Origin of the sequence: Vreelandella zhanjiangensis DSM 21076 (assembly GCF_000377665.1) — a bacterium.
Lineage (GTDB): Bacteria > Pseudomonadota > Gammaproteobacteria > Pseudomonadales > Halomonadaceae > Vreelandella > Vreelandella zhanjiangensis.
This window is the reverse complement of record NZ_KB898650.1, coordinates 277,790-300,659: the sequence shown is the minus strand read 5'-3', so window position 1 is coordinate 300,659 and position 22,870 is coordinate 277,790. Positions and strand designations below refer to the sequence as shown.

Genomic DNA, 22,870 nt, shown 5'->3' with positions numbered 1-22,870 from the left:
TATGAGCGAGTGGCCGGTAGTGGTAGGCTTTGCCCATTATTTCATTTGAAGCCGATGAGGCATGCCAATGAGTACACCTGCTATCCAGGCAGCACTTCAGCAAATGCAGGGACTGGCCACACAGGCGGCAGCACAGCCGTTGAAGGGTGAGCACGTCTCGACTGCCGTGGGGCAGGGAGGGTTTGGCAGTGAGTTACAAGCCTCGATTCAGCGTATCAACCGTCTTCAAAAAGCTGCAGATGCAAAAGCCATGGCCTTTCAGGCGGGCGAGCCGAATGTTGCGTTAAACGACGTGATGGTGGATATGCAAAAAGCGAGCGTTGCCTTTCAAATGGGGCTTCAGGTGCGTAATCGCTTGGTAACTGCCTATCGCGATGTTATGAATATGCAAGTGTAACAACCTGTTGCTCTGGAACCCTTTAGCTCTCTTAAAACAGGGCGCCATTGTATAAGCTCCTCATGGCGCTTATGTAACGCTCGCTTTTTTGTTCTTAAACTTCTAGCGAAATAAGACGACCCTGCATTTCTTCCAGGCGTTCGGCAATAGCTAATACTTCCTCGGCAGGAATCTGACGAATAACTTCTCCGGACTCGCGATCAATCACGCGGGTAATAACTCGTGATGACTCCTCGCTAACATCAAACTCTAATCCATGTGCTCGCATGGCCGTGTTGATGCGCTGAATTGGCTCAACCAGTTCACCCGTTTTGACGTTCACATTTTCTAAATCTGTTAAAGGTGATGAGTTGGGCACCGTAGATAACTGATTTAGCGTACTGTCCAGACGCTGCTGCGGTGTTAAACGATGTGGTGTTATTGATAGTGTTGCTGTCGTATCGATTGGTGATGGTGTCATGACGGCTATTCCCCATAAAGGTAAGCGCTACTGTTAGCTACCGGCCGGTAGGTTTTATTCGTTTGATGTAATGTCAGCCCGGCATCTTTATTGGACTTCATTAATACCATCGGCCGGTTTGCCGTAAACTTTATATACGTCGAACTATGCTGAGAGGCTGGTGTGTAACGGCATAGTTACAATGTCTGCGTTTAATAGAAAGCTTCTGCTATGCTGCGCCACGGTGCAGTAGGCTTTTGAACAATAAGTTTCGATTAACGCGGTCGTAAAAACGAGGCGAACATGCTAGCGCAGCAAGATGAGTATGAAACAGTTGCCAGCTCAATGGTGATTGAATCTCTGCTAAATACAATGATTGAAAATGGCGGTGTATCGCTTTGCATGGCGTCGCCTGAAGCGCGCGCTGAGCCTATTGTGCTGATGGAGCAGCATGTCGATAAAGCGCTTGTAATGGATTTGTCCTCGGTTAATTACCTGCTTGGGCGGCTGCAAAGTGGCGAGGCATTTTATCTTCAGGGCCAGGCTCAGGGGAAAGTGGCTCGTACGCCGTTACTGACGTTGACGGAAACGCGCCATTCGGGAGGGCGTTTTTTATGTTGCAGCGACTACCCAGCGACTATAGATGTTCTACAGCGTCGTGAATCCTTTCGGGCCGAGCTGCGCATGGGAATGACGGTAACCGCTACCGTATTTGGTGTGTTGAGTGAGGTGGCGGTTGGCGAGCTGCGCGATATTTCTCAGGAAGGTTGTCAGTTGGAGCTGCCGATGACCGCCAGCGGTATATTGGCGGAAGCAGATGCTCCCCTTAAGCTTGCGCTTAGCTTTCCAGACGGCACTTATTTTGAAGGACATGGCGTTGCCCGCCATCAGAAGGTCGATTCAGAAAAGCATCTGCTGCGCGTTGGGTTCAAATTTACGAACTTTACTGCCGAGCAAGAGCGTCAGATTTGGTATTTCGTATGCGAAATAGAGCGTGAAGCCGCCCGCTATAAAAAAGAAGTACAGGATGACCGGCAGCCATCACCGCTCTTCGAGCAGCCTAATAGGCGTATAGACAGTGAGCGTGTTGGGCGACGGGATATAAAACATTATGCAACGCCGATGGCGCGTCGCCTAGTGAAAGTGGCCGCCTATCTTAATGCTCAACTTTTGCATTTGCAGCAGGGAAGTGGGATTGATGGCCAGCGATTATCGCGCAATGCGGATCGCGTGCTGGCGCTTCATGAAGAGGACCGTGAGGCGCTGTTGTTTGCCTCGCGCTGTATGTCACTTGAGCCATTGCTGGTGCGCCATGGGATCGCCGTTGCGGTACATCTGCTCGACTTGGTTGGGGCCAATATGCCTCGCGAAGCACGTAAGGCGATTGTCGCCAGTGGCTTGATCCACGATTTGGGCAAAGTGTTGGTGCCTCAGGTTGTGTTTAGAGCGCCAAGTTTTGAGGCCACGCACCGGCAGGCCATGAGCGAGCATGTCTCCTTGTTGATAGATCGCCTTCAGCATTGTCAGTGGCTATCGGCGAGTATCGTTCAGGCAGTTATTGGCGGAATTAATGAGCGCCTGGATGGTAGTGGCTATCCCGATGGCCTAAGTGGACAGGATCTTAATGAGCTTGCAAAGGCCAGCGCGGTTGTTGATGTCATTGAAGCAATGCGCCGAGACCGTGCTGATCGCCCCGCTAAAACCACCCAGCAGATTTATCGGCACCTTTTACGCCATCCGCACCAATTCGACTTGCACTGGGTAAAACGCTACATCGAACATTTTAAAGCGTTACCGGTCGGAACACTGGTACGTTTTTCCAGTGAGCAGATAGCGTGGGTGCTGCGCTTGGATGAGGCAGGGGCGCCGTTGGAAGTAGTGTTAACGCAGCAGGCGGTTCCTCCCATGCGTGATTCGTTAGGTGGTTCGGTGCGCGGCGACGTGCGCGAACGACTCGGAAAGCCGACTCAGGAAGTAGCGGTCTCGACGTAAAGGAATTTTCTACCGACATTGGTCATCATTCAGCGAAAAAGAATGCTTAACCATTAAAGTATGACCTGATAGCGCCGATACTATTTATAGCCGAGCATAGCGCGCTCGTATCACATGATGAAAGGCAGGTGGCAGTCTTATATCGGTTATATCAATTGACTGCCACCCATAAGGAGTTCCAGCTAATGACATACTCTCGCGGCAGCGCTGCCTACGGAAGAGGGGCCAAGGCTTACGCACGTGTAGGAGTTGAAAGCGGCGTAATGTCAGCGGATCCACATAGGCTTATCGTACTGCTTTTTGAAGGGGCGCAGACGGCTATTCGTGCTGCGCGTATTCATATGCAAAGCGGCAACATTGGCGAGAAAGGTAAATCTATATCCAAAGCGCTAGATATTATTAATAACGGGCTTGCTGCTGCGCTTGATCAAGATAAAGGCGGCGAGATCGCTGAGCGGCTGGCCTCTCTTTACGACTACATTGCACGTTTGTTGCTTGCCGCTAATCTACGCAACGATGAAGAGAGCTTAAATCAAGCCGAGCAGTTGCTTGAAAACATCGCCTCCGCATGGCGGGACATTGGTCAACAGCAAAGCGCATGAGGCCTCTATGGCAGCTTCCATAAATACCCACAACAGCACGCCTCAGACATTGATAGAGGCGTATGAAGGGTTACTAGTTCATGTTACTCAAATGCACGAACTAGCTAGCGCTGAACAGTGGGTAGAGCTGATTGAGCAGCGCACATATTACGTCAAGCGAGTAGAAACGTTGCGTGAGCTCGACAGCACAGTGATATTAGATGGGCCCGCTAAGCTACGTAAGGCGGAGCTGCTTGAGCGTATTTTGGGATTTGATGTGGAAATTCGGCGCAGGCTAGTGGCAAGGCGCGATGAGCTAGGCAAACTCATTGGCGTATCCCAGCGTCAGCGTGATTTGCATCGTGCCTATGCTCCTCAACAGGGTGTTGCTGAAGCACATCACTCTGATGATCAAGAGGAAGCCACGTGAGTGGTATTACGCCGCTGATCGATACCCTGATGCATCAGGTCTTGGGGCGCCAAGGTGAAGTGTCGCTGCAGCGTGCGCTGAGCGAGCAGGTGAAACCTGTTTCGCACGGCGAGGGGCCGCGCCCTATACAGCGGGATGCGAGTCTGGATGGTCGTGCTGCACCGGGGGCGTTAAATGATTTAAGACGAATGCCCGCCTCCTTGGGTGGGGAGCATCGATTTACCTCGGGTGAGCCGCAGGGAACGGCGCCTGGGTCAACGCAAACTCACTTCAGTCCGGCCGCCCGAAGCATTGCGGATGTGTTGTTGCGTTTTCCGGCACCCCCTGCCGTTATACGGCCGCCAGTACCTTTGTTAACACGACAAGACCCGCCGGTAGCCGACGTAGTGGCAGGCCGTCTGGAAGCCAGCGTACGCGATAGTGGACTGTTTTATGAATCCCATTTAAAACGCTGGTTTCAGGGGGAGATGTCCCGACAGCAGTTGATGCGTGAGCCGCAGATGCAGCCCGGACCACGTCCTTTGATGGTGCCGCTGGCCACTCAATCGTTACTATCTGGTGTGCCGTTTTTGACCAACGCTGAATCCTCTGCGTCACGTGCCAATGCGCTGATAACGCCGGGTAGTGTTTTGGTGTATGCACCCAACGATAAAGTTGTGGTTGAGCGTGCGGCGTTGCCCAACGCAACAGCTACACCCAGTAGCTTACTACCTGCAACAGGCACCAGTGACAGTCCGGCTCGTGAAATAATCGCTTATGAGCGTGAAGTAGAACATATAAAAAATCGCGGGCATCGCGATATTGTTCATGAGAGTTTACAAAGCCTGGTGCGCCAGCAGTTAGATATGTTGGTAATGCCTGCGGTGCGTTGGGAGGGTGACGTGTGGGCCGGTATTTTTATGGCATTGGTCATTCATCTGCCAACCCACGATAAAACGCAGGAAGATCAACAGGAAAATAGCGATCCTGATGAGGGTTGGCGTTCCGAAATGCAGTTAGAAGTGCCTAATGTGGGAGCATTTAGTGTCTCTTTGTGGTTTTATCGGGCGGTGCTAAGCATTGACTTAACAACGGCCGATAAAGCCACCCACCATCATCTTGAAAAAGATATACCCGCTTTAGAGCGGCGTTTGGGCGCTTTGGATTTGGAAAAGGTTCAAGTGCGTGCGCGGTACATGCCGCTGGAGAGCAGCCATGACCGTGCCGGATGAGCGTCGGCGTCAAGCCGTGGCACTTGCCTATCAGGAAAATGAGCGTGCGCCGCGGGTGGTGGCAAAAGGCTATGGTGAGCTTGCTGAGCGTATTATGGCCGAAGCTCAACGTCAGGGGATTTACGTGCATGATGCGCCTGAAATCGTTGCGCTGTTGATGCAGCTAGATTTAGACACTGAAATACCACCTCGGCTTTACCAGGTGGTAGCAGAGCTACTGGTATGGGTATTTGAGTTATCCGAAGAGAGCTTAAAACGCCGCGATTAAGCCAAGTAGCCAATCCAGATAGAGTGTGCAACCATGATGTTGAGTAAGGAAAAAGTCATCAAGGCGCCCGTATAATGGTTACAAGATAGCGCCTGCGCCGTTCGATGGAACACTATGAGCCACACTAATTTTCTCGACGAAATTCAAGAAATAAACTTAGCCTATTTGCTTCTCGCGCAGCGTTTGATCAGTGAAGATCGTGAGGCTGCACTGTTTCGTTTGAAGATAGATAGTGATGTTGCTGACCTGCTGTCTTCACTAAGCGCGCGCCAACTAACAAAATTGGCACGCACCAATCAGTTGGTGTGTCGGTTTAGCCAGACGAGTGCAAAGCGGCTGCGGCAAGTTACAGAGAATCCGCGTGATCAAGGGCTCGCAGGCTTACATGCGTCACTGCTATTGGCCTGCGATACGTTTGAATCATTGCCAGCAGGAGATGAGGAGTGAGTCAGAAGAGCTTGGTCGATGAAATGCACCAAGTGCAGCTGGCAATAGAGCTGATTGAACTGGGTGCACGTCTGCAGGTGCTGGAAACGGAAACTGAATTAAGCCGTACACGCTTGATTAAACTTTATAAAGAAGTATGCGGGATGTCGCCACCCAAGGGCATGCTGCCTTTTTCGACAGACTGGTTTATTACATGGTTACCCAACGTCCATTCTTCGCTTTTTTATAATATCTACGCAAGCCTGCTTAGGGATACCAGTTGCGAAAGGATCGACGCATTTGTAAAAGCCTACCGACTTTATGATGAACAAATGATATTGGAAGGGGCCGAGCCTGTGTTGGGGCTGACGCGTGCCTGGACGTTAGTGCGCTTTTTTGAAAGTGATTTGCTGCAGCTAAATACGTGTACGCGGTGTAGCGGTCGTTTCGTTGCGCATGCTCATAGCCCAGCACATGACTATATCTGTGGTATTTGTCAGCCGCCTTCCAGGGCGGGGAAAACGCGTAAATCGCAGCTTGCTCAGAGGGAAAAGAATAATCCTACAAATGTCTGATAGAGCGTTTGTCGAGCAGACCCTTAATGCATAGATAGCGGTGAAATGCGGCGGTACTTTTTAATTAAACTGCACGTTAGCCCTAGTATGATGAGACCAATTTTGCGCTTGAGCTGGAACAATACCTAACCATCGGAACAGGTGGATGAATTTTAGTTCCCTTACTTAATACTGACACACCGCAAGGACCCTGCTTGTGCTTATACTTCTAGGCTATGTAGTCGTTTTGTTATGCGTATTTGGTGGCTATGTGCTGGCAGGTGGCAGCCTTGGCCCTTTATATCAACCACTTGAACTAGTCATTATTGGCGGGGCAGGGGTTGGTGCATTTATTGCGGCTAACAACATCAAGGCCATTAAAGCGACATTCAAACTGTTGCCCAGGCTCAAGGGAGCAAAAAAATATAACAAAGCGTTCTACATGGAAGTGATGGCAATGCAATACAAGCTATTGTCAAAAATCCGCCGTGAAGGAATGCTGGGTATAGAACGAGATATTGATAATCCTCAAGAAAGCCCTCTGTTTCAAGAGCATCCTACTGTATTAGCTGATCCCCATGTCATGACGTTCTTGACGGACTATCTGCGCTTGATGGTGAGTGGCGGCATGGAGCCTATGGAAATTGATGAGCTGATGCTGCATGAAATCGAAGTGTTCGAGCAAGAAGCACATATTCCTATCGATGCGATTGCAAAAGTAGGCGACGCCATGCCCGCCTTTGGCATTGTGGCGGCTGTCATGGGGGTCATTAAGGCGCTGACCTATGCGGATGCCAGTGCGCAACAAATGGGTGAAATGATTGCTCATGCACTGGTTGGAACCTTCCTGGGTATTTTGTTGGGCTACGGCTTTATTAGCCCCATTGCCAGCTTTGCTGGTCGGCAAGCCCAGGAAGCAGAAAAAATGATGCAATGCATCCGCATAACATTATTAGCGAGTCTGCACGGCTATGCACCACAGCTGGCCGTTGAGTTTGGTCGTAAAGCGCTATATACCGCTGAGCGTCCAAGCTTTATCGAACTTGAAGATTATGTAAAAGATGCCAAAAAGGCCGGTAGTGCATGAGTAAGGGAAGCGATAAGCGCCCAATCATTATCCGGCGTAAAAAAGTGGTGCATGCGCACCATGGCGGAGCCTGGAAAATTGCCCTGGCAGATTTCATGACCGCCTTAATGGCGCTTTTCCTGGTGATGTGGATTCTTAGTGTTTCCAGTGAGGAAACCCGTCGCAGCGTGGCCGAATACTTTAGCACGCCACTGGTGACGGCGATTACCGGAGGCGATCAGTCGGGTAGCACCCGCGTTATCCCCGGCGGTGGTCCAGACCCCACTCACAGTGATGGCGAACGAGCACGTATTGATACCCTGCAGCGTACTCGGCCAAGTATGCAGGAGCGACGCTTTTTTACGGATCTTCAACAGCGTATTGAGCGGGCCATTGAGCAGGACCCTGAGCTTCGCCAGCTGCGCAATCAGATGCGTTTTGATCTAACCCGTGAAGGGCTGCGCATTCAGCTGCTCGATACCGAACAGCGGCCAATGTTTGCGCTAGGCCGTGATCAAGTGGCGCCTTATATGCGCAATTTGCTACGCACGATTGCCCCCTTACTCAATGAATTGCCCAATGATCTGAGTATTAGCGGCCATACCGACAGCGTGCCTTACGCCGGTGGTTATCGTGGGTATAGCAACTGGGAACTTTCGAATGATCGAGCCAATGCATCACGGCGGGAGCTGGTTGCTGGTGGGCTTGATCCGGATCAGCTATTGCGTGTTTCGGGCTTTGCTGATCGCGTATTGCTGCCTAATACCGGTCCGACGGATCCGGTTAACCGCCGCATTGAGCTTGTCGTTTTGTTACCCGAAATCGCAGAGGCGATTCGTAACCCGGTAATTATGGGAACTGATATCACAACGCCTACCTCTGCTAACGAACTGTTAGAAGACTTACCGCAAGATATATCACAGGACGATGCGTCAGAATGAGCAAGGCTTGTGACAAAAATATGACGTTAGAGTGGAGTGGTGCATGGATATAGCGGATTTTTTTGACACCTTTTTTGAAGAGGCGGAAGAGCTGCTTGCGGATATGGAGCAGCACCTGCTGGAGCTTGATGTTGATAATCCAGACGGCGAGCAGCTAAACGCTATTTTCCGCGCGGCACACTCAATCAAAGGAGGGGCAGGTACCTTCGGTTTTAGCGTGCTGCAAAAGACCACGCATATCCTCGAAAATCTGCTAGATCACGCACGTAAAGGCGAGCTTGTGTTGCGTGCCGACCTCGTTGATACCTTTTTAGAGGCGAAAGACATCATGCATGAGCAACTCGATGCCTACCGTAACGAGGAAGCGCCCGACCAGGAGGCGTACGAAAGAATCTGCCACACCTTACAGCAGATAGCCCTGGACGAGATTGGCCAGACACTCGAAGCGCCTGTCGCTGCGCCTGAGCCGGTTGCCAAGCCTGAAGAACTACCCAGCAATGAGGCTGATCATAGCCAACTGATCGTTGCATTACTTAACGTCAGTGAAAAAGATCGCGTGTTGCTGGTTGAAGAACTTGAGCAGCTAGGCGACGTTCAAGCGCAATCCGGTGACGAAAAGCGTTATGAAGTAATACTCAACGGTGACGTCAGTGCCGATGATATTGAAGCCGTCATGTGCTTTATCATCGAACCCGAGCAAATTGAGATTACCTCTGCGGGTGATGGGCATTCGGCCGCTGCCAGTGATGTTGAGCAAAACAGCGCTAAAAATGCTCCTGTACCCACCCCTTCAGCGCCTGAGCCGGTGAAAAATCCGCCTGTGGACGCTAAACAGGCGGCTGCCAGCAGTGCCAAGCCCAAAAAGGCAGCAGCTGAATCCTCATCCATCCGTGTGTCGGTTGATAAGGTCGACCAGATCATCAATCTGGTGGGTGAGTTAATTATTACCCAGTCAATGCTGGATCAGACCGTCAGCGACTTGGACGATCAGTCAGTGAGTAACAGCTCGCTGCAAAACGGCATGAGCCTGTTACAGAGAAATGCTCGTGATCTGCAAGAAGCGGTCATGTCTATCCGCATGATCCCCATGGAATTTGTGTTTAGCCGGTTCCCGCGTGTTGTGCGAGATACCGCAGGCAAACTGGGTAAAGAGATTGAGCTGGTGACCGAAGGCAAGTCCACCGAGCTGGATAAAAGCCTGGTTGAGCGCATCACCGATCCGTTAACCCATCTGGTACGTAATAGCCTTGATCACGGTATAGAAATGCCGGACAAGCGTGAGGCATTAGGCAAGCCGCGAACCGGCAAGCTCATCCTGTCCGCGCGGCACCAGGGCGGCAATATCTTGATCGAAGTGCGCGATGACGGCGCAGGTATGGATCGCGAGCGCCTGTTAGCCAAAGCTCGGGAAAATGGTCTTAACGTCTCTGACGCCATGACCGATGAAGAAGTCTATCAGCTGATTTTTGCGCCAGGCTTTTCGACTGCCGAGGCCGTGACCGATGTCTCCGGGCGAGGCGTGGGCATGGATGTAGTCAAGCGTAATATTCAGGGGATGGGCGGGCGTGTTGAGATCCAATCCAAAAAAGGCGAAGGCACCAATACGCGAATCGTGCTTCCGCTGACGCTTGCGATACTCGACGGCATGTCGATCAAGGTTGGCGGCGAGACCTTTATCCTTCCGCTCTCTACCGTGCTTGAATCGCTGCAACCGACCAAAAACGATATGTACGCCATGGCCGGGGATGATGTTGTCTTGAAGGTTCGCGACGAATACCTCCCCGTTATTGCCATCCATGAAGTCCTGGATGTGGAAAATGCGATTACCGATCCTACCCAAAGCATTGCAGTCATCGTGCAGGGAGAAGGGCGGCGTTACGCCATGCTGGTCGATGAGCTGATTGGTCAACAGCAAGTGGTCGTTAAAAATCTTGAAGATAATTATCGCAAAGTGCCGGGCATATCGGCGGCAACCATCCTTGGGGATGGCAGCGTGGCGTTAATTTTAGATATTACAGGGCTGCATCGCTTGAGCAGGGTCAAGAAAGAAGCGGGCAAAGTAGTTAACAATCAACCTATCTCTTTTTACAAGGAGGCTGAGCCGTCATGAGTCAGGTAACTAATGGGGCGGTAATGGCCGCCGAAGCCGAAAGCCGTGAATTTCTGGTGTTTTCATTGGGCGAAGAAGAGTACGCCATTGATATTTTGAAGGTTCAGGAGATCCGCGGGTACGAAAATGTGACGCGTATCGCCAACGCGCCTGACTTTATTAAAGGAGTTACCAATCTACGTGGCGTGATTGTGCCGATTGTTGACCTGCGTATTAAGTTTCACCTGGAAAGCGTCGAATACGGTGGCCAGACCGTTGTCATCGTGGTCAATGTTGCTGATCGCGTGGTAGGTATCGTGGTCGATGGCGTTTCTGATGTTATGACGCTCACGCCCGAGCAAATTAAGCCTGCCCCTGAATTTGGCGTCACGCTGTCTTCAGATTTTCTAAGCGGGCTCGGCAGCTTGGACGATCGCATGCTGGTGCTCGTCGATATCGATAAGCTCTTGACCAGTGAAGAGATGGCATTAGTGGATAGCACCAGCACCCGCTAATGTTTTGCAACTGCTGGATTATGTTTGATGACTACAAGGCACATGGAGCGTGTCTGCCTGTACGAAAACACTAGCCGTGCGTTAGGAAAACGCCTTCGAGTGATGTTGTGTTGGGAGAAACCATAGTGACACAGCTAATGCGGCAGATGATGGGCAATATGACCGTGCGTCTTAGTTGGGGGTTGGTGCTTGCCTGCTTCTCATTGCTGGTTATTGCGGCATGTGGCATCGGTTTTTACGCCCTTCATCATGGTTCGGTGCTTATGCAGGTCACCAACGATGGTTTGGCGCAGCAGGCTGTGTTTACGGACTTTGCCGCACGTGTTCAGTGGTTTTTAATCGCTATTGTGCTAATCACGGTAACCGTGGCAGTAGTGGTCATTTGGGGCGTGACCGTCAATGTTCTGCGCCCTTTGGATCGCTTGGTGGGTTACTTTGAAAAAATGGCTCAGGGTGATTTAAGCCAACAAATTACTGCGCCAGGCAATAATGAAATTGGACGCCTATACGCGGCGATGGCTCATATGCAGTCATCCTTATCGGAAACGGTCGGCGTAGTACGCAGCAGCGGTGCGTCCATTCATGAACGTTCCCAGCAGATTGCCAATGGTAATAATGACCTCTCCTCGCGTACAGAGCAGCAGGCCTCTTCGCTTGAAGAAACCGCATCAAGCATGGAGCAGCTCGCCTCGACGGTTGAACATAATGCCGATAATGCTCGACAAGCCAGCCAACTGGCGCAAAACGCTACCCTAACCGCCCGGCGTAGTGGTGAAGAGGTGGGGGGAATCGTAGACACGATGCAGGATATCAACGCCAGCTCCCATCAGGTGGCGGATATCATTACGGTGATCGACAATATAGCGTTTCAAACCAATATCCTGGCGCTGAACGCCTCGGTAGAAGCCGCCCGTGCCGGTGAGCATGGCAAGGGGTTTGCCGTGGTGGCACAAGAGGTGCGCAGTCTGGCAAGCCGGAGCGCCAACGCTGCAAAAGAGATCCGCACGCTGATTGATCGGTCATTGGGCACGGTAGATGCCGGTACGCAGCGCGTCAATCAGGCCGGTAAAACCATGCAGGCGCTAGTCGATGCCGTGCAGCGGGTAAGCGATATCATGGATGAAATTGCTGCAGCGTCGGAAGAGCAGAGCAACGGTATCGGTCAGGTCAATCAAGCTATTGCACAGATGGATCAGGTGATTCAACAAAATGCTCAGCTTGTCCAACACGCCGCGCATAGCGCTAATGAACTTGAGAGCGAAGCCGCCCGGTTAAGAAATGCCGTCGAGCGTTTTCAGGTGGCGTATAGCGCAGCTCCTTCGATCGCGTCCAGCGTGAGTTTAATCTCCCCTTTAGCCTCCCGGCCTCCCGCCATTACCTCCGCGAAAACAGCAGAGTCACAAGCCTGGGAAGCATTTTAATGGCGTATGTCTGTTGAGCGACATACTGCTTACGAACTGAACAATAAGGCAAATCAATGCGCAATAATCAGCCCATTTCTCAACGCGAAGTTGAGTTGAAGGAAAACGATTTCCTAGTCTCTCGCACCGATTTAAAAGGGCGTATTACCTACACGAATCCTGCCTTTATTGAGATGAGTGGCTTCACGCATGACGAATTGATTGGCGCACCACATAACATAATCCGCCACCCAGATATGCCATCCGCCGCCTTCGAGAATTTATGGAAAACCGTGCAGGCTGGTGACACCTGGCGTGGTCTGGTTAAAAACCGCTGTAAAAACGGTGATCACTATTGGGTCGATGCCAGCGTTACTCCCATTGTTGAGAACGAGCAGGTTATCGGCTATGCCTCGGTGCGCGTTCAAGCGTCGCGCGAGGCCATTAAACAGGCCGAGCAGGTTTACGCTGAAATACGTGAAGGGCGCAATAAGCGTCTTTATTTAGATAAGGGACGCATTCGGCAGCGAGGTCTGGGGCAGCGCCTGAAAAGAATTCAATTCAATACCGTGCGCGCCAAGCTGGTGGGCATGATCCTTGTCGCGGTTGCTTTACTGTTAGTAAGTGGTGGTCTGGGCCTTTACGGGCTAAATGCCTCCAGCGAGCGTTTAGACCAGCTCAACAACGATGGCTTACGCGATGTCATCAGGTTGCAGCAGATTGATCAAACTATCGCCAATACGCGCCAGGAGATGATTGAGCCTGAGCGTATGCAGTTGATCAATGAGCGCTTTGAAATAGGTGAAACGATAGAGCAGCGTGTGGAAGACGTGGCAACGGTATGGCAGGCGTATTACTCACGCACCGTCAATAACACACCGCTGGCCCGCGAATTTAACGAGCAGCTACAAACCTTCCTCGATGAGGGGATGGGGCAGGCTGCCAGCGTTTTGCAAGCTGAAGAGACCTACCAAGCCTTTACCGGGTTGGACGCTGTTATCCAAGTTATGTCCGAAGAAGGGCAGGCGCTATCGGAAAGCGTGAACCAGTTGATTGCTCAGAAGCAGCAAGCGGCCGAAGTAATGGCGGCCGAAGCGGGAGAGGCCCAAAACAGTATTATTATTGCTCAGGCAGTGGTGCTGAGTATTGGACTGGTGCTGCTGGTCTTGATCGGTTTTTTAACCTTGCGCGCGATTGTGCGACCTCTCAAAAGTGCCTCGAGCTTTACGCTGCAAATTGCCGGAGGCAACTTGGCGGCAGTCGCACCCAAGCAGCGGCGCGATGAAGTGGGCCAGTTAATAGACTCACTCAATGCGATGCGCAAAAGCCTGAGTAGCATTATTGGCGACGTAAAAGGCGGTATTACGATCGTGACGCCGGCTGCTCAGGATATTGCCACTGGTAATGAGGCGCTCTCTTCTCGCACCGAACAGCAGGCAGCCTCACTACAGCAAACGGCGTCCAGCATGGAAGAGATGACCGCGACAGTAAGACAAAATAGTGAGAACGCTCAAGAAGCACGCCGCCTGGCCGATAATAATGCTACGCGGGTTTCACAAACGGGCGAGCTGATGACGCAACTGGTAGATAACATGCAGCGCATTACGCAAAGCTCGCAAAAGATGACCGACATCATCAACGTTATCGACTCCATTGCCTTTCAAACCAATATCCTGGCGCTTAATGCCTCGGTAGAAGCCGCACGGGCCGGCGAGCACGGCCGAGGTTTTGCCGTGGTGGCTGAAGAAGTTCGCAAACTAGCCGGGCGTAGCGCTGGCGCCGCTCAAGAAATCCGCGGGTTGATCGATGGCTCGAATCAACAGGTAAGTATCGGTGCCGGGTTGGTTGAAAAAGCGGAAGCTGCGATCAGTGACGTTGCCGAAGCGGCACGCAGCGTGACGCATATTATGTATGAAATTTCGGCAGCCTCTGAAGAACAAAGCAGTGGTATTGCCGAGGTGAATCAGGCGGTGGCTGAAATGGATCAGGCAACGCAACAAAATGCCGTACGTGTTCAGGAAACCGCACGCGCCGCCGTTGCGTTAGAGCAGCAAGCCAGCCTGCTCGCGCTATCGGTTGAAGCATTCCGGCTTAATCAACAAGGCCCTGGGCGAACCCTGACCTTGGCGAATGAGCCATCAGCTAAACAAGCACCAATGCTTGCTAAACCTGTAGAGCGCACCTCAACGCCCGCGCCTCCTGTAAAACGGCAAGCGACACCTGTAGAGGAATGGGAAGAATTTTGACCGAGCCACGTGAACGCGGTGTCGATGCCAGCCAATGGGCGTCCAGCAATCAGATCGAGCGCGATCTAGTACTCACTGATGCTGATTTTTCACGCATTCGAGAGCTCATTTATCAGCGTGCTGGCATTGTGCTGGCTGAGCATAAGCGAGAAATGGTTTATAGCCGGCTGGCTAAGCGGCTAAGGCATCACGGCATGACGCGCTTTACGGATTACCTGCTGCGTTTGGAGCGTCAGCCGGATGCCAAAGAGTGGGAGGCATTTACCAATGCGCTCACCACGAACCTGACCGCGTTTTTCCGAGAGGCTCATCATTTCCCGCTGCTGGCGGAGCACCTTCGCCAGAAGCAAGGGCCCGTGACGATCTGGTGCTCGGCCGCCTCAACGGGCGAGGAGCCTTACTCACTTGCCATGACGCTGCTAGAAACATTAGGGCCGAAGGCTGCTCAAGCGAAAGTGATTGCCACCGATATTGATACAGACGCACTTAGCCGCGCGCGGGCTGGTATTTATCCGCAAGAGCAGGTGCGCAAATTAGATGAAGCGCGCGTAAAACGTTTTTTTCAGAAAGGCACCGGGCAGCACCAAGGGCTTGCCCGTGTGCGCCCTGAAGTTTCTGAGCTGGTTGAGTTTTTACCGCTTAATCTGCTGGCGCCTCAGTGGCCTGTCAAAGGCCCGTTTGATGCGATTTTTTGTCGCAATATCATGATTTATTTCGATAAAGAGACGCAGGCTAAAATTCTCAAACGTTTTGCGCCATTGATGAAACCGGATGGTTTGCTATTTGCGGGGCATTCCGAAAACTTTTCGTATATTAGCGACGCTTTCAAGCTGCGTGGGCAGACCGTATATAACTTGGCCTAACTCAGCTATTCACGTGCTTTTTATACCCCTTAATACGCGGTAGTCCGCGCCGCTGAAGCTTCATATCAGGCTTTACTAGCAAGAGGAGGCGTGCTTTGAGCGCTGCCAAGATAAAAGTGTTGTGTGTCGATGACTCGGCGCTTATTCGTGACTTGTTAACTGAAATTATTAACTCGCAGCCTGATATGGAAGTGGTTGCCGTGGCACCCGATCCGATTGTTGCCCGGGATTTAATTAAACAACACAACCCTGATGTGCTAACCCTCGATGTTGAAATGCCGCGCATGGACGGTCTGGATTTTCTTGAGCGATTGATGCGCCTAAGGCCTATGCCTGTATTGATGGTGTCATCGCTAACCCAAAGCGGCTCGGAAATCACCCTACGCGCACTTGAGCTGGGCGCACTGGATTTTGTGGCCAAGCCAAGCTTGGGTATTCGTCATGGGATGATGGAATACGCAAGCGAAATCGCTGAAAAGCTCAGAGCGGCTGCCCGCTCACGCCCACGCCAGGCGCGGCATAAAAACACGCCGCCACCAGCGCAATTAAAAGCACCGCTGGTGTCTAGCGAGAAGCTGATTATTATCGGCGCATCGACAGGCGGTACGGAAGCCATTCGCGCGGTATTAGAGCCTCTACCGGCCAATGCGCCAGCCATTCTGATTACCCAGCATATGCCCGGCGGGTTTACGCGTTCTTTTGCTGAACGTTTGGATCGGCTGTGCCGAATGACAGTAAAAGAAGCGACCGACGGTGAGCGTGTGCTTCCAGGTCACGCCTATATCGCCCCAGGCGACCAGCATTTAAAACTCGTGCGTAGCGGGGCGAACTATGTTGCCCGCCTGGATAGTGGACCGCCGGTTAACCGTCACCGCCCTTCGGTGGATGTACTGTTTCGCTCAGCAGCTGAACATGCTGGGCGTAATGCTATCGGCGTGATCTTAACGGGGATGGGAAAAGACGGTGCCGCTGGGCTTTTGGAAATGCGTCAGGCCGGTGCACCTACCATTGCGCAAAATGAGGCGACCTGCGTGGTTTTTGGGATGCCGCGTGAAGCCATTGCCGTAGGTGGCGCGGTGGAGGTTGCTGCACTCGATGACATTCCCGCCCGGCTGATGGCGATAGTGGCCGCCTCTGGGCGAGCCCAGCGGGTATAAAATTTCTTACATAACAATGCTGGCTTAAGGGAATGAACTAATGACACGTTTACTTCGCAATATGAGTATCCATATGGCCGTTGTGGCGGCCCTGGTCTGTTTTGCAACGCTTATTATAGTGACGGCAGGTATCGGCTTTGTATCGGATCGCAATGCACAAGAGAATCTCGCTATCTATAGCCGGATTAGTGGTGACCAGCTTAACGAGATTAATCGGGCGGACTCGCTGCTTAACCAAGCCATGCTGTCCATGGAAGTCGCATCGAATTACATAATGGTCGGCCAAATGCGCCAGGCCAACGAACAACTAGCGATCGCGGAGAATCGAATCGGGCGGGCCGAAGTGCGTTTTGAAAAATTTGTTTCAACGCCGCGTACATCACAAGGTGAGGTCTTGGGCGCTGAACTGATTGACAGTTTTCGGGAGGTGGTAGCGCTGGTTAAACAGCAGCACGAAAGTTTTGAACAGTTGGATATCAATACCTATAACGATTTGCGCGACGCCCTTGTCGATCCTCTCGCGAGCTTGGCGGCAAGCACCACCGCGTTCACCGATTATGGCTTTGCGCGCACCGATACCATTCGTCTTAACGCCCAAGAGCAAGGTCGCCTCTTTACGCTGATCAGCGCCACTGCGGTAGGCATTGCATTGTTTATTACGTTACTGATTTATATCGGTCTGCGAAAAACGGTAACCGCACCGCTCAATGACGCGGTCAGACGCCTGGATAAAATTGCCGAGGCAGATTTGACCCAGCCGGTACCTGACGCAGGCAATAATGAGATCGGCCGGCTGTTTGCCGCCATGGCCACCATGCAGCAAAACCTGACCGCGATCGTGACGCGGGTTCGCGAGGGCAGCTCTGAAATTCACTACGGCACGCGAGAAATCGCCAGCGGCAACGCGGACCTTTCCTCGCGCACTGAACAGCAAGCGGCCGCCATTGAAGAAACCGCGGCCAGCATGGAAGAAATGACCGCCACCGTGAAGCAAAACGCGGATAATTCTCGCCAGGCCAGCACGCTGGCTGCGGACGCTTCGTCAACGGCTGAACACGGTGGTGAGGTGGTGAATCAGGTGGTTCAAACGATGCACGGCATATCGAGCAGCTCGCAAAAAGTGGCTGATATTACCAGCGTGATTGACTCGATTGCTTTTCAAACCAACATCCTTGCTCTCAACGCCTCGGTAGAAGCGGCGCGCGCTGGTGAGCAGGGCCGAGGATTTGCGGTAGTTGCCGGTGAGGTCCGTAACCTCGCCAGCCGCAGTGCTGATGCAGCCAAGGAAATCAGAACGTTGATTGACGCCTCGGTGAGCCAGATCAAGCAAGGCTCGACATTAGTCGAGCAGGCAGGTTCTACCATGGCCGATGTCGTGACGGCCGTGCGCCGGGTTACCGATATCATGGATGAGATATCGGCTGCCTCGCAGGAACAAAGCGATGGCATTGAGCAGGTAAGCCATGCGGTCGGCCAGATGGATCAGGTAACGCAGCAAAACGCTGCGCTGGTACAAGAGGCTTCAGCCGCCGCTGCATCGCTTGAAGAACAGGCCAATCATCTGGAAGAGGCCGTTGCCGTCTTCAAGCTATTGGGGTCGCACGCCCCTCAGCGTACTTCGTTACCGGCGCAAGCCACCTCAACCCTTTCTCACCCTGCGAAAAAAGTCGTACCGGCTGTCCCCGCGACACGTCCAGCACCAAGCCATAGCGATCATGCAGAGTGGGAAGCTTTTTAACCCTGACTAAGTAACCCGTCATCAGATGACGTGTATTGATAAGAGGATGAACAATGGCCGATAAAAACATGAGCTTTCTGGTTATCGACGACTTTCCTACGATGCGTCGGATTGTGCGTAGCCTGCTTAAAGAGCTGGGTTTTACCAACGTTGATGAAGCCGAAGATGGCCAGGATGCGCTAAATAAACTGCGTGCAGGCAATTTTGAATTTGTCGTTTCCGACTGGAATATGCCTAACCTGGATGGCCTGGAAATGCTCAAGGAGATCCGTCAGGATGAGGCCTTGAAACATTTGCCGGTGTTGATGGTGACGGCAGAAGCCAAGAAAGAAAACATTATCGCGGCCGCACAGGCGGGTGCCAACGGCTATGTCGTCAAGCCGTTTACCGCCGCTACCCTCGAAGAAAAGCTGAATAAAATCTTCGACAAAATGGGTAAATAAAGCGATTGGGCCGAAGGGCCTGGTTCGCGAGGAGAAATGTAATGAGTCAGAATGAGCAGATCGACTCTGCCCAGCTGTCCGAGGAAGGCGCTGAAGAATTAATTCATCGCATCGGTAAGCTGACCCGCATGTTGCGCGATAATATGCGCGAGCTGGGTTTGGATAAAGAGATCGAGAAAGCGGCTGAAGCTATCCCTGATGCACGCGACCGGTTGCACTATGTTGCCACCATGACCGAGCAGGCCGCTGATCGTGCGTTAAACGCCATTGATCGTGCGCAGCCGCTTCAGGATGAGCTGGCTGAACGAGCTGAAGGGCTTGATAAGCAGTGGGCCGACTGGTTTGAGGCACCCAAAGAGCTAGAGGATGCCAAGACGCTCGTTAAGGAAACACGCACCTACCTAAGCGATGTGCCGGCGATTACGGCCGCCACGAACAAAGAGCTTCTCGAAATCATGATGGCCCAGGACTTTCAGGATCTGACCGGCCAGGTGATCAAGAAGATGATGGACGTGATCCGTGAGATCGAGCATCAGCTGGTGCAAGTGTTGATCGATAACGTTCCCGGCGCGCAGGCCCGTGAATCGATGCAGCGTAAAGCCGAAGATCAATGGAAGAGCGAGTCTGCACGGCGTAAAGAAGAGCTGTTGAACGGCCCGCAAATAAAGGAAAATGCGCCTGATATCGTAACCGGCCAGGATCAAGTTGACGATTTATTGGACGAATTGGGCTTTTAATGCGGTGTTATTAGGGCATTGTAAAAAGCCTCATCTGGCAAAATAGGCGTTTTGTTCAGCCGTCCCCTGGGGCGGCTGAATTTATGGTGAGCCGCGCACGACGAGCCGGATGGCAGCATGGCAGATAACGATAGCGATCAGGAAAAGACCGAAGAGGCCACGCCCAGGCGCATGGAGAAGGCGCGCGAAGAAGGGCAGGTGCCGCGTTCTCGCGAACTAACCACGTTTCTACTTTTGCTGGGTGGCGTCATTGGCTTATGGAGCATGGGGATGATGCTCTATGACCAATTAGGCATGGTCATGGAGCAGGCGCTGCTCTTTGACCGCAGGCAAGCCATGGAAGAGATGCCGATGCTGGTCAATGCGCTGGATCTGGGGCAGAGGACGCTGTTTGCCATGATACCGCTTTTTTTACTGCTTACCGTGATTGCACTGGTTGCGCCTGCGCTGCTTGGCGGCTGGCTTGTCTCAGCGAAGTCCATGCAGCCCAAGCTTTCCAAGCTGAATCCTGTTGCCGGTGTTAAGCGCATCTTTTCTACACAAGCGCTTATTGAACTTGCCAAGGCCATTGCCAAGTCGGTACTGATCGGAAGCGTGGTTTCGGCTTTTTTATACTTCAATATCGGCAAGTTTTTAGCGTTGATGGACCAGCCTGTGCAGCAGGCGCTGGCCAGCGCGCTTAACATGGCGGCCCAAGCCGCCGGGCTGATGGTGTTTTCGCTGATCGTGGTGATTCTGATGGATGTACCCTTTCAGCTGTGGAGCAACGCCAAAAAACTCCGTATGAGTAAGGAAGAGGTGAAGCGCGAGCATAAGGAGTCAGAAGGCGATCCTCTTGTCAAAGGGCGTATTCGTCAGCAGCAGCAGGCAATGGCACGGGGCCGGATGATGAGCAAGGTGCCTGAAGCCGACGTGATTATTACCAACCCCACTCACTATGCCGTCGCCTTGAGTTACCAGGAGGGCAGCATGGGCGCGCCGCGCCTAGTTGCCAAAGGGGCGGATGCTGTTGCCGCAAGAATACGTGAGTTGGGTGCCGAGGCTGGCGTTCCTCGCCTTGAGGCCGCACCGCTGGCGCGGGCTCTCTACCACCACGTGGATTTAGAGGCCGAAGTGCCGGCTGAACTTTATACCGCAGTGGCCGAAGTGATGGCCTGGGCTTACCGCCTGAAGCATGTTGCACAACAAGGAGGCGAGGTGCCCCCAACTCCCGATAACCTGCCGGTACCCCCGGAAATGCAAACCCCCGGTGGTCGTGCCGGTGACAATGAGGCGCAGTCATGAAAGGTTTGAACCAGCTGGTCACCCACCGCGATTGGATGGGCGATGTGCGCATGAAGCTGCTCGCCGGGCCGCTGCTGATTCTAATGATTTTGGGCATGATGATCCTGCCCCTGCCGCCGTTTGCGCTGGATCTACTGTTCACCTTTAACATTGCCCTGGCCATCATGGTGCTGCTGGTCAGCATGTTTGCAGAAAAACCGCTGGATTTTGCCGCCTTCCCGGCGGTTCTGCTGTTCACCACGCTATTGCGTCTATCGCTTAACGTTGCCTCGACCCGCGTCGTTTTGATGGAAGGCCATGCGGGTGGTGCGTCTGCCGGTAAGGTTATTGAAGCGTTTGGTACCTTCCTGGTAGGCGGTAATTTTGCCGTGGGTCTGGTGGTCTTCTTAATCTTGGTCATTATCAACTTCATGGTTATCACCAAGGGCGCCGGGCGGATCGCCGAAGTGGGCGCACGTTTCATGCTTGATGCCATGCCCGGTAAGCAGATGGCCATCGACGCTGATTTAAATGCAGGGCTGATTGGCGAAGAAGATGCCAAAAAGCGGCGTGCCGAAGTCGCTCAGGAAGCCGATTTTTATGGTTCGATGGACGGCGCCAGTAAATTCGTGCGCGGCGATGCCATGGCTGGCCTTGTGATCATGGTGGTAAATATTATCGGTGGCCTGCTGATCGGCATGCTGCAGCATGATATGAGCTTTGCAGACGCCGGACGCACTTACACGCTGTTGACCATTGGCGATGGCCTTGTGGCACAGATCCCGGCGTTGGTTATTTCCACGGCCGCCGGTGTGACGGTATCCCGGGTTAATACCGACCAGGACGTTGGTCAGCAGATGATCAGCCAGCTGTTTGTGAACCCCCAGGTCATGATTCTGGCGGCGATGGTCATGGGGTTATTAGGCCTGGTGCCGGGTATGCCCAATCTGGTCTTTTTGATTTTTACGGCACTCCTAAGCGGGTTAGCCTGGTTCTTGATTCGTAACAAGCAGAAAGCCCAGGTGCAGGAAGAAATTACCGCGGAGCCGCCCGCCTTGCAGGAAACACCGGAAGCCAGCTGGGAAGATGTCCAACTGGTCGATACCTTGGGCCTGGAGGTAGGGCACCGCTTGATCCCGCTGGTGGATGCCCGCCAGAAAGGCGAGCTGTTAGGGCGTATTAAAAGCGTGCGTAAAAAGTTTGCCCAGGAAGTCGGCTTCCTGCCCCCGGTTGTGCATATTCGCGATAACCTGGAGCTTCCGCCCAATACCTACGTGCTTTCCATGAAAGGCGCTGAAATTGGCCGCGCTGAAGCGCAGCCAGGTAAATGGCTGGCAATCGACCCAGGCCAAGTGTCTGGAGAACTACAGGGAACGGCTACCCAAGATCCAGCCTTTGGCCTGCCGGCGGTATGGATTGACACCAATCAGCGTGAGCACGCTCAGGTCTATGGTTACACCGTGGTAGATGCAAGCACCGTGATTGCCACCCATTTGAACCATCTTCTGCATCGCCACTCGCCTGAAATGCTGGGCCGCCAAGAGGTTCAGAAACTGCTCGATAAACTGGGCGATGATCAGAAATCACTAGTAGAAGAAGTCGTGCCTAAGGCGATTTCACTCACTATCCTGCAGCGTATTTTGCAAAACCTGCTGGAAGAGGATGTTTCTATTCGTGATATGCGCACTATTTTAGACACCCTGGCGGAGTACGCCGGTCAGCAAAAAGATCCTACTGAGCTTACCGCGCTGGTGCGTATTGGGTTAGGTCGCGCTATCACCCAGCAATGGTTCGCCGGGCAGGAGATGCTCAATGTAATGGGGCTTGATGCCCAGCTTGAGCAGGTGCTGATACAGGCAATGAACGGCAATGGTGCGATGGAGCCGGGTCTGGCTGAAACCCTGATGAATCAGGCGCAGCAGGCGCTGGAACAGCATGAGGGCAGTGGTGAAGCGCCGGTGCTGGTGGTACAGCATTCGCTGCGCGGCGTGCTGTCGCGTTTCTTGCGCCGCCGCTTGCGTCACCTTGTCGTTATGTCCCAGGCTGAGATACCCGATGACCGCACGCTGCGCGTGACCACGACAGTGGGTGGCCGCTAAGCATGGTAGTCGGCA

General features: G+C 52.8%; 22 protein-coding genes. 21 read left to right on the top strand and 1 reads right to left on the bottom strand.

All coding sequences use genetic code 11. The annotated features are described in order from the left end of the window. The first annotated feature begins 67 nt into the window (after positions 1-67). Positions 68-397 (top strand): flagellar hook-basal body complex protein FliE, encoded by a 330-nt coding sequence (gene fliE, locus D467_RS0112195; RefSeq protein WP_018917801.1) that lies wholly within the window; start codon positions 68-70, stop codon positions 395-397. Positions 398-491: 94 nt separating this feature from the next. Here the strand turns inward: fliE and D467_RS0112190 are convergent, their stop codons facing one another. Continuing rightward, positions 492-857 (bottom strand): flagellar protein FlaG, encoded by a 366-nt coding sequence (locus D467_RS0112190; RefSeq protein ID WP_018917800.1) that lies wholly within the window; start codon positions 855-857, stop codon positions 492-494. Between the two features lie 282 nt (positions 858-1,139). Between D467_RS0112190 and D467_RS0112185 the strand changes: the two genes are divergently transcribed. From D467_RS0112185 to flhA, 20 genes are all read left to right on the top strand, one after another. Further along, on the top strand, positions 1,140-2,828 hold the full coding sequence (locus D467_RS0112185; RefSeq protein WP_018917799.1) for an HD domain-containing phosphohydrolase: 1,689 nt from the start codon (positions 1,140-1,142) through the stop codon (positions 2,826-2,828). Between the two features lie 185 nt (positions 2,829-3,013). After that, a complete protein-coding gene (fliS, locus tag D467_RS0112180; RefSeq protein ID WP_018917798.1) occupies positions 3,014-3,430 on the top strand; it encodes a flagellar export chaperone FliS in 417 nt (138 codons plus the stop codon). 7 nt (positions 3,431-3,437) lie between these two features. Further along, entirely contained in the window at positions 3,438-3,839 is a 402-nt protein-coding gene (gene fliT / locus D467_RS19195; RefSeq protein ID WP_018917797.1) for a flagellar protein FliT, read from the top strand. Then, positions 3,836-5,050, top strand: coding sequence for a hypothetical protein (locus D467_RS0112170; protein WP_018917796.1), 1,215 nt, complete (start codon positions 3,836-3,838; stop codon positions 5,048-5,050). The genes fliT and D467_RS0112170 overlap by 4 nt, the downstream gene beginning before the upstream one ends. Next, a complete protein-coding gene (locus D467_RS0112165; protein WP_018917795.1) occupies positions 5,034-5,318 on the top strand; it encodes an EscU/YscU/HrcU family type III secretion system export apparatus switch protein in 285 nt (94 codons plus the stop codon). The genes D467_RS0112170 and D467_RS0112165 overlap by 17 nt, the downstream gene beginning before the upstream one ends. A gap of 114 nt (positions 5,319-5,432) precedes the next feature. Further along, complete coding sequence (gene flhD, locus D467_RS0112160) at positions 5,433-5,765, top strand: flagellar transcriptional regulator FlhD (protein WP_018917794.1); 333 nt, start codon at positions 5,433-5,435, stop codon at positions 5,763-5,765. Continuing rightward, positions 5,762-6,319 (top strand): flagellar transcriptional regulator FlhC, encoded by a 558-nt coding sequence (flhC, locus tag D467_RS0112155; protein ID WP_018917793.1) that lies wholly within the window; start codon positions 5,762-5,764, stop codon positions 6,317-6,319. Before flhD ends, flhC begins: the two co-directional genes overlap by 4 nt. A 196-nt stretch (positions 6,320-6,515) precedes the next feature. Continuing rightward, positions 6,516-7,385, top strand: coding sequence for a flagellar motor stator protein MotA (gene motA, locus D467_RS0112150; protein WP_018917792.1), 870 nt, complete (start codon positions 6,516-6,518; stop codon positions 7,383-7,385). Then, positions 7,382-8,305 (top strand): flagellar motor protein MotB, encoded by a 924-nt coding sequence (gene motB / locus D467_RS0112145; RefSeq protein ID WP_018917791.1) that lies wholly within the window; start codon positions 7,382-7,384, stop codon positions 8,303-8,305. The genes motA and motB overlap by 4 nt, the downstream gene beginning before the upstream one ends. A 43-nt stretch (positions 8,306-8,348) precedes the next feature. After that, the gene (gene cheA / locus D467_RS0112140; protein WP_018917790.1) at positions 8,349-10,415 is read left to right on the top strand and encodes a chemotaxis protein CheA; all 2,067 of its coding nucleotides are present in this window, start codon (positions 8,349-8,351) and stop codon (positions 10,413-10,415) included. Next, positions 10,412-10,909 (top strand): chemotaxis protein CheW, encoded by a 498-nt coding sequence (gene cheW, locus D467_RS0112135; protein ID WP_018917789.1) that lies wholly within the window; start codon positions 10,412-10,414, stop codon positions 10,907-10,909. Before cheA ends, cheW begins: the two co-directional genes overlap by 4 nt. Positions 10,910-11,058: 149 nt before the next feature. After that, the gene (locus D467_RS0112130) at positions 11,059-12,330 is read left to right on the top strand and encodes a methyl-accepting chemotaxis protein (RefSeq protein WP_018917788.1); all 1,272 of its coding nucleotides are present in this window, start codon (positions 11,059-11,061) and stop codon (positions 12,328-12,330) included. Between the two features lie 56 nt (positions 12,331-12,386). Next, entirely contained in the window at positions 12,387-14,555 is a 2,169-nt protein-coding gene (locus tag D467_RS0112125) for a methyl-accepting chemotaxis protein (protein ID WP_018917787.1), read from the top strand. Beyond that, positions 14,552-15,418, top strand: coding sequence for a CheR family methyltransferase (locus D467_RS0112120; RefSeq protein ID WP_018917786.1), 867 nt, complete (start codon positions 14,552-14,554; stop codon positions 15,416-15,418). The genes D467_RS0112125 and D467_RS0112120 overlap by 4 nt, the downstream gene beginning before the upstream one ends. Before the next feature lie 95 nt (positions 15,419-15,513). Further along, the gene (locus D467_RS0112115; RefSeq protein WP_018917785.1) at positions 15,514-16,575 is read left to right on the top strand and encodes a protein-glutamate methylesterase/protein-glutamine glutaminase; all 1,062 of its coding nucleotides are present in this window, start codon (positions 15,514-15,516) and stop codon (positions 16,573-16,575) included. A gap of 40 nt (positions 16,576-16,615) precedes the next feature. Beyond that, entirely contained in the window at positions 16,616-18,313 is a 1,698-nt protein-coding gene (locus D467_RS0112110; RefSeq protein WP_018917784.1) for a methyl-accepting chemotaxis protein, read from the top strand. Between the two features lie 53 nt (positions 18,314-18,366). Continuing rightward, positions 18,367-18,756 carry a chemotaxis response regulator CheY gene (gene cheY / locus D467_RS0112105; RefSeq protein WP_018917783.1) on the top strand — a complete coding sequence of 130 codons (390 nt, stop codon included), beginning with the start codon at positions 18,367-18,369 and terminating at the stop codon, positions 18,754-18,756. Positions 18,757-18,797: 41 nt separating this feature from the next. Next, positions 18,798-19,493, top strand: coding sequence for a protein phosphatase CheZ (cheZ, locus tag D467_RS0112100; RefSeq protein WP_018917782.1), 696 nt, complete (start codon positions 18,798-18,800; stop codon positions 19,491-19,493). A gap of 117 nt (positions 19,494-19,610) precedes the next feature. Beyond that, entirely contained in the window at positions 19,611-20,777 is a 1,167-nt protein-coding gene (flhB, locus tag D467_RS0112095) for a flagellar biosynthesis protein FlhB (protein ID WP_018917781.1), read from the top strand. Next, entirely contained in the window at positions 20,774-22,855 is a 2,082-nt protein-coding gene (flhA, locus tag D467_RS0112090; RefSeq protein WP_018917780.1) for a flagellar biosynthesis protein FlhA, read from the top strand. Before flhB ends, flhA begins: the two co-directional genes overlap by 4 nt. The last annotated feature ends 15 nt before the right edge of the window (positions 22,856-22,870 follow it).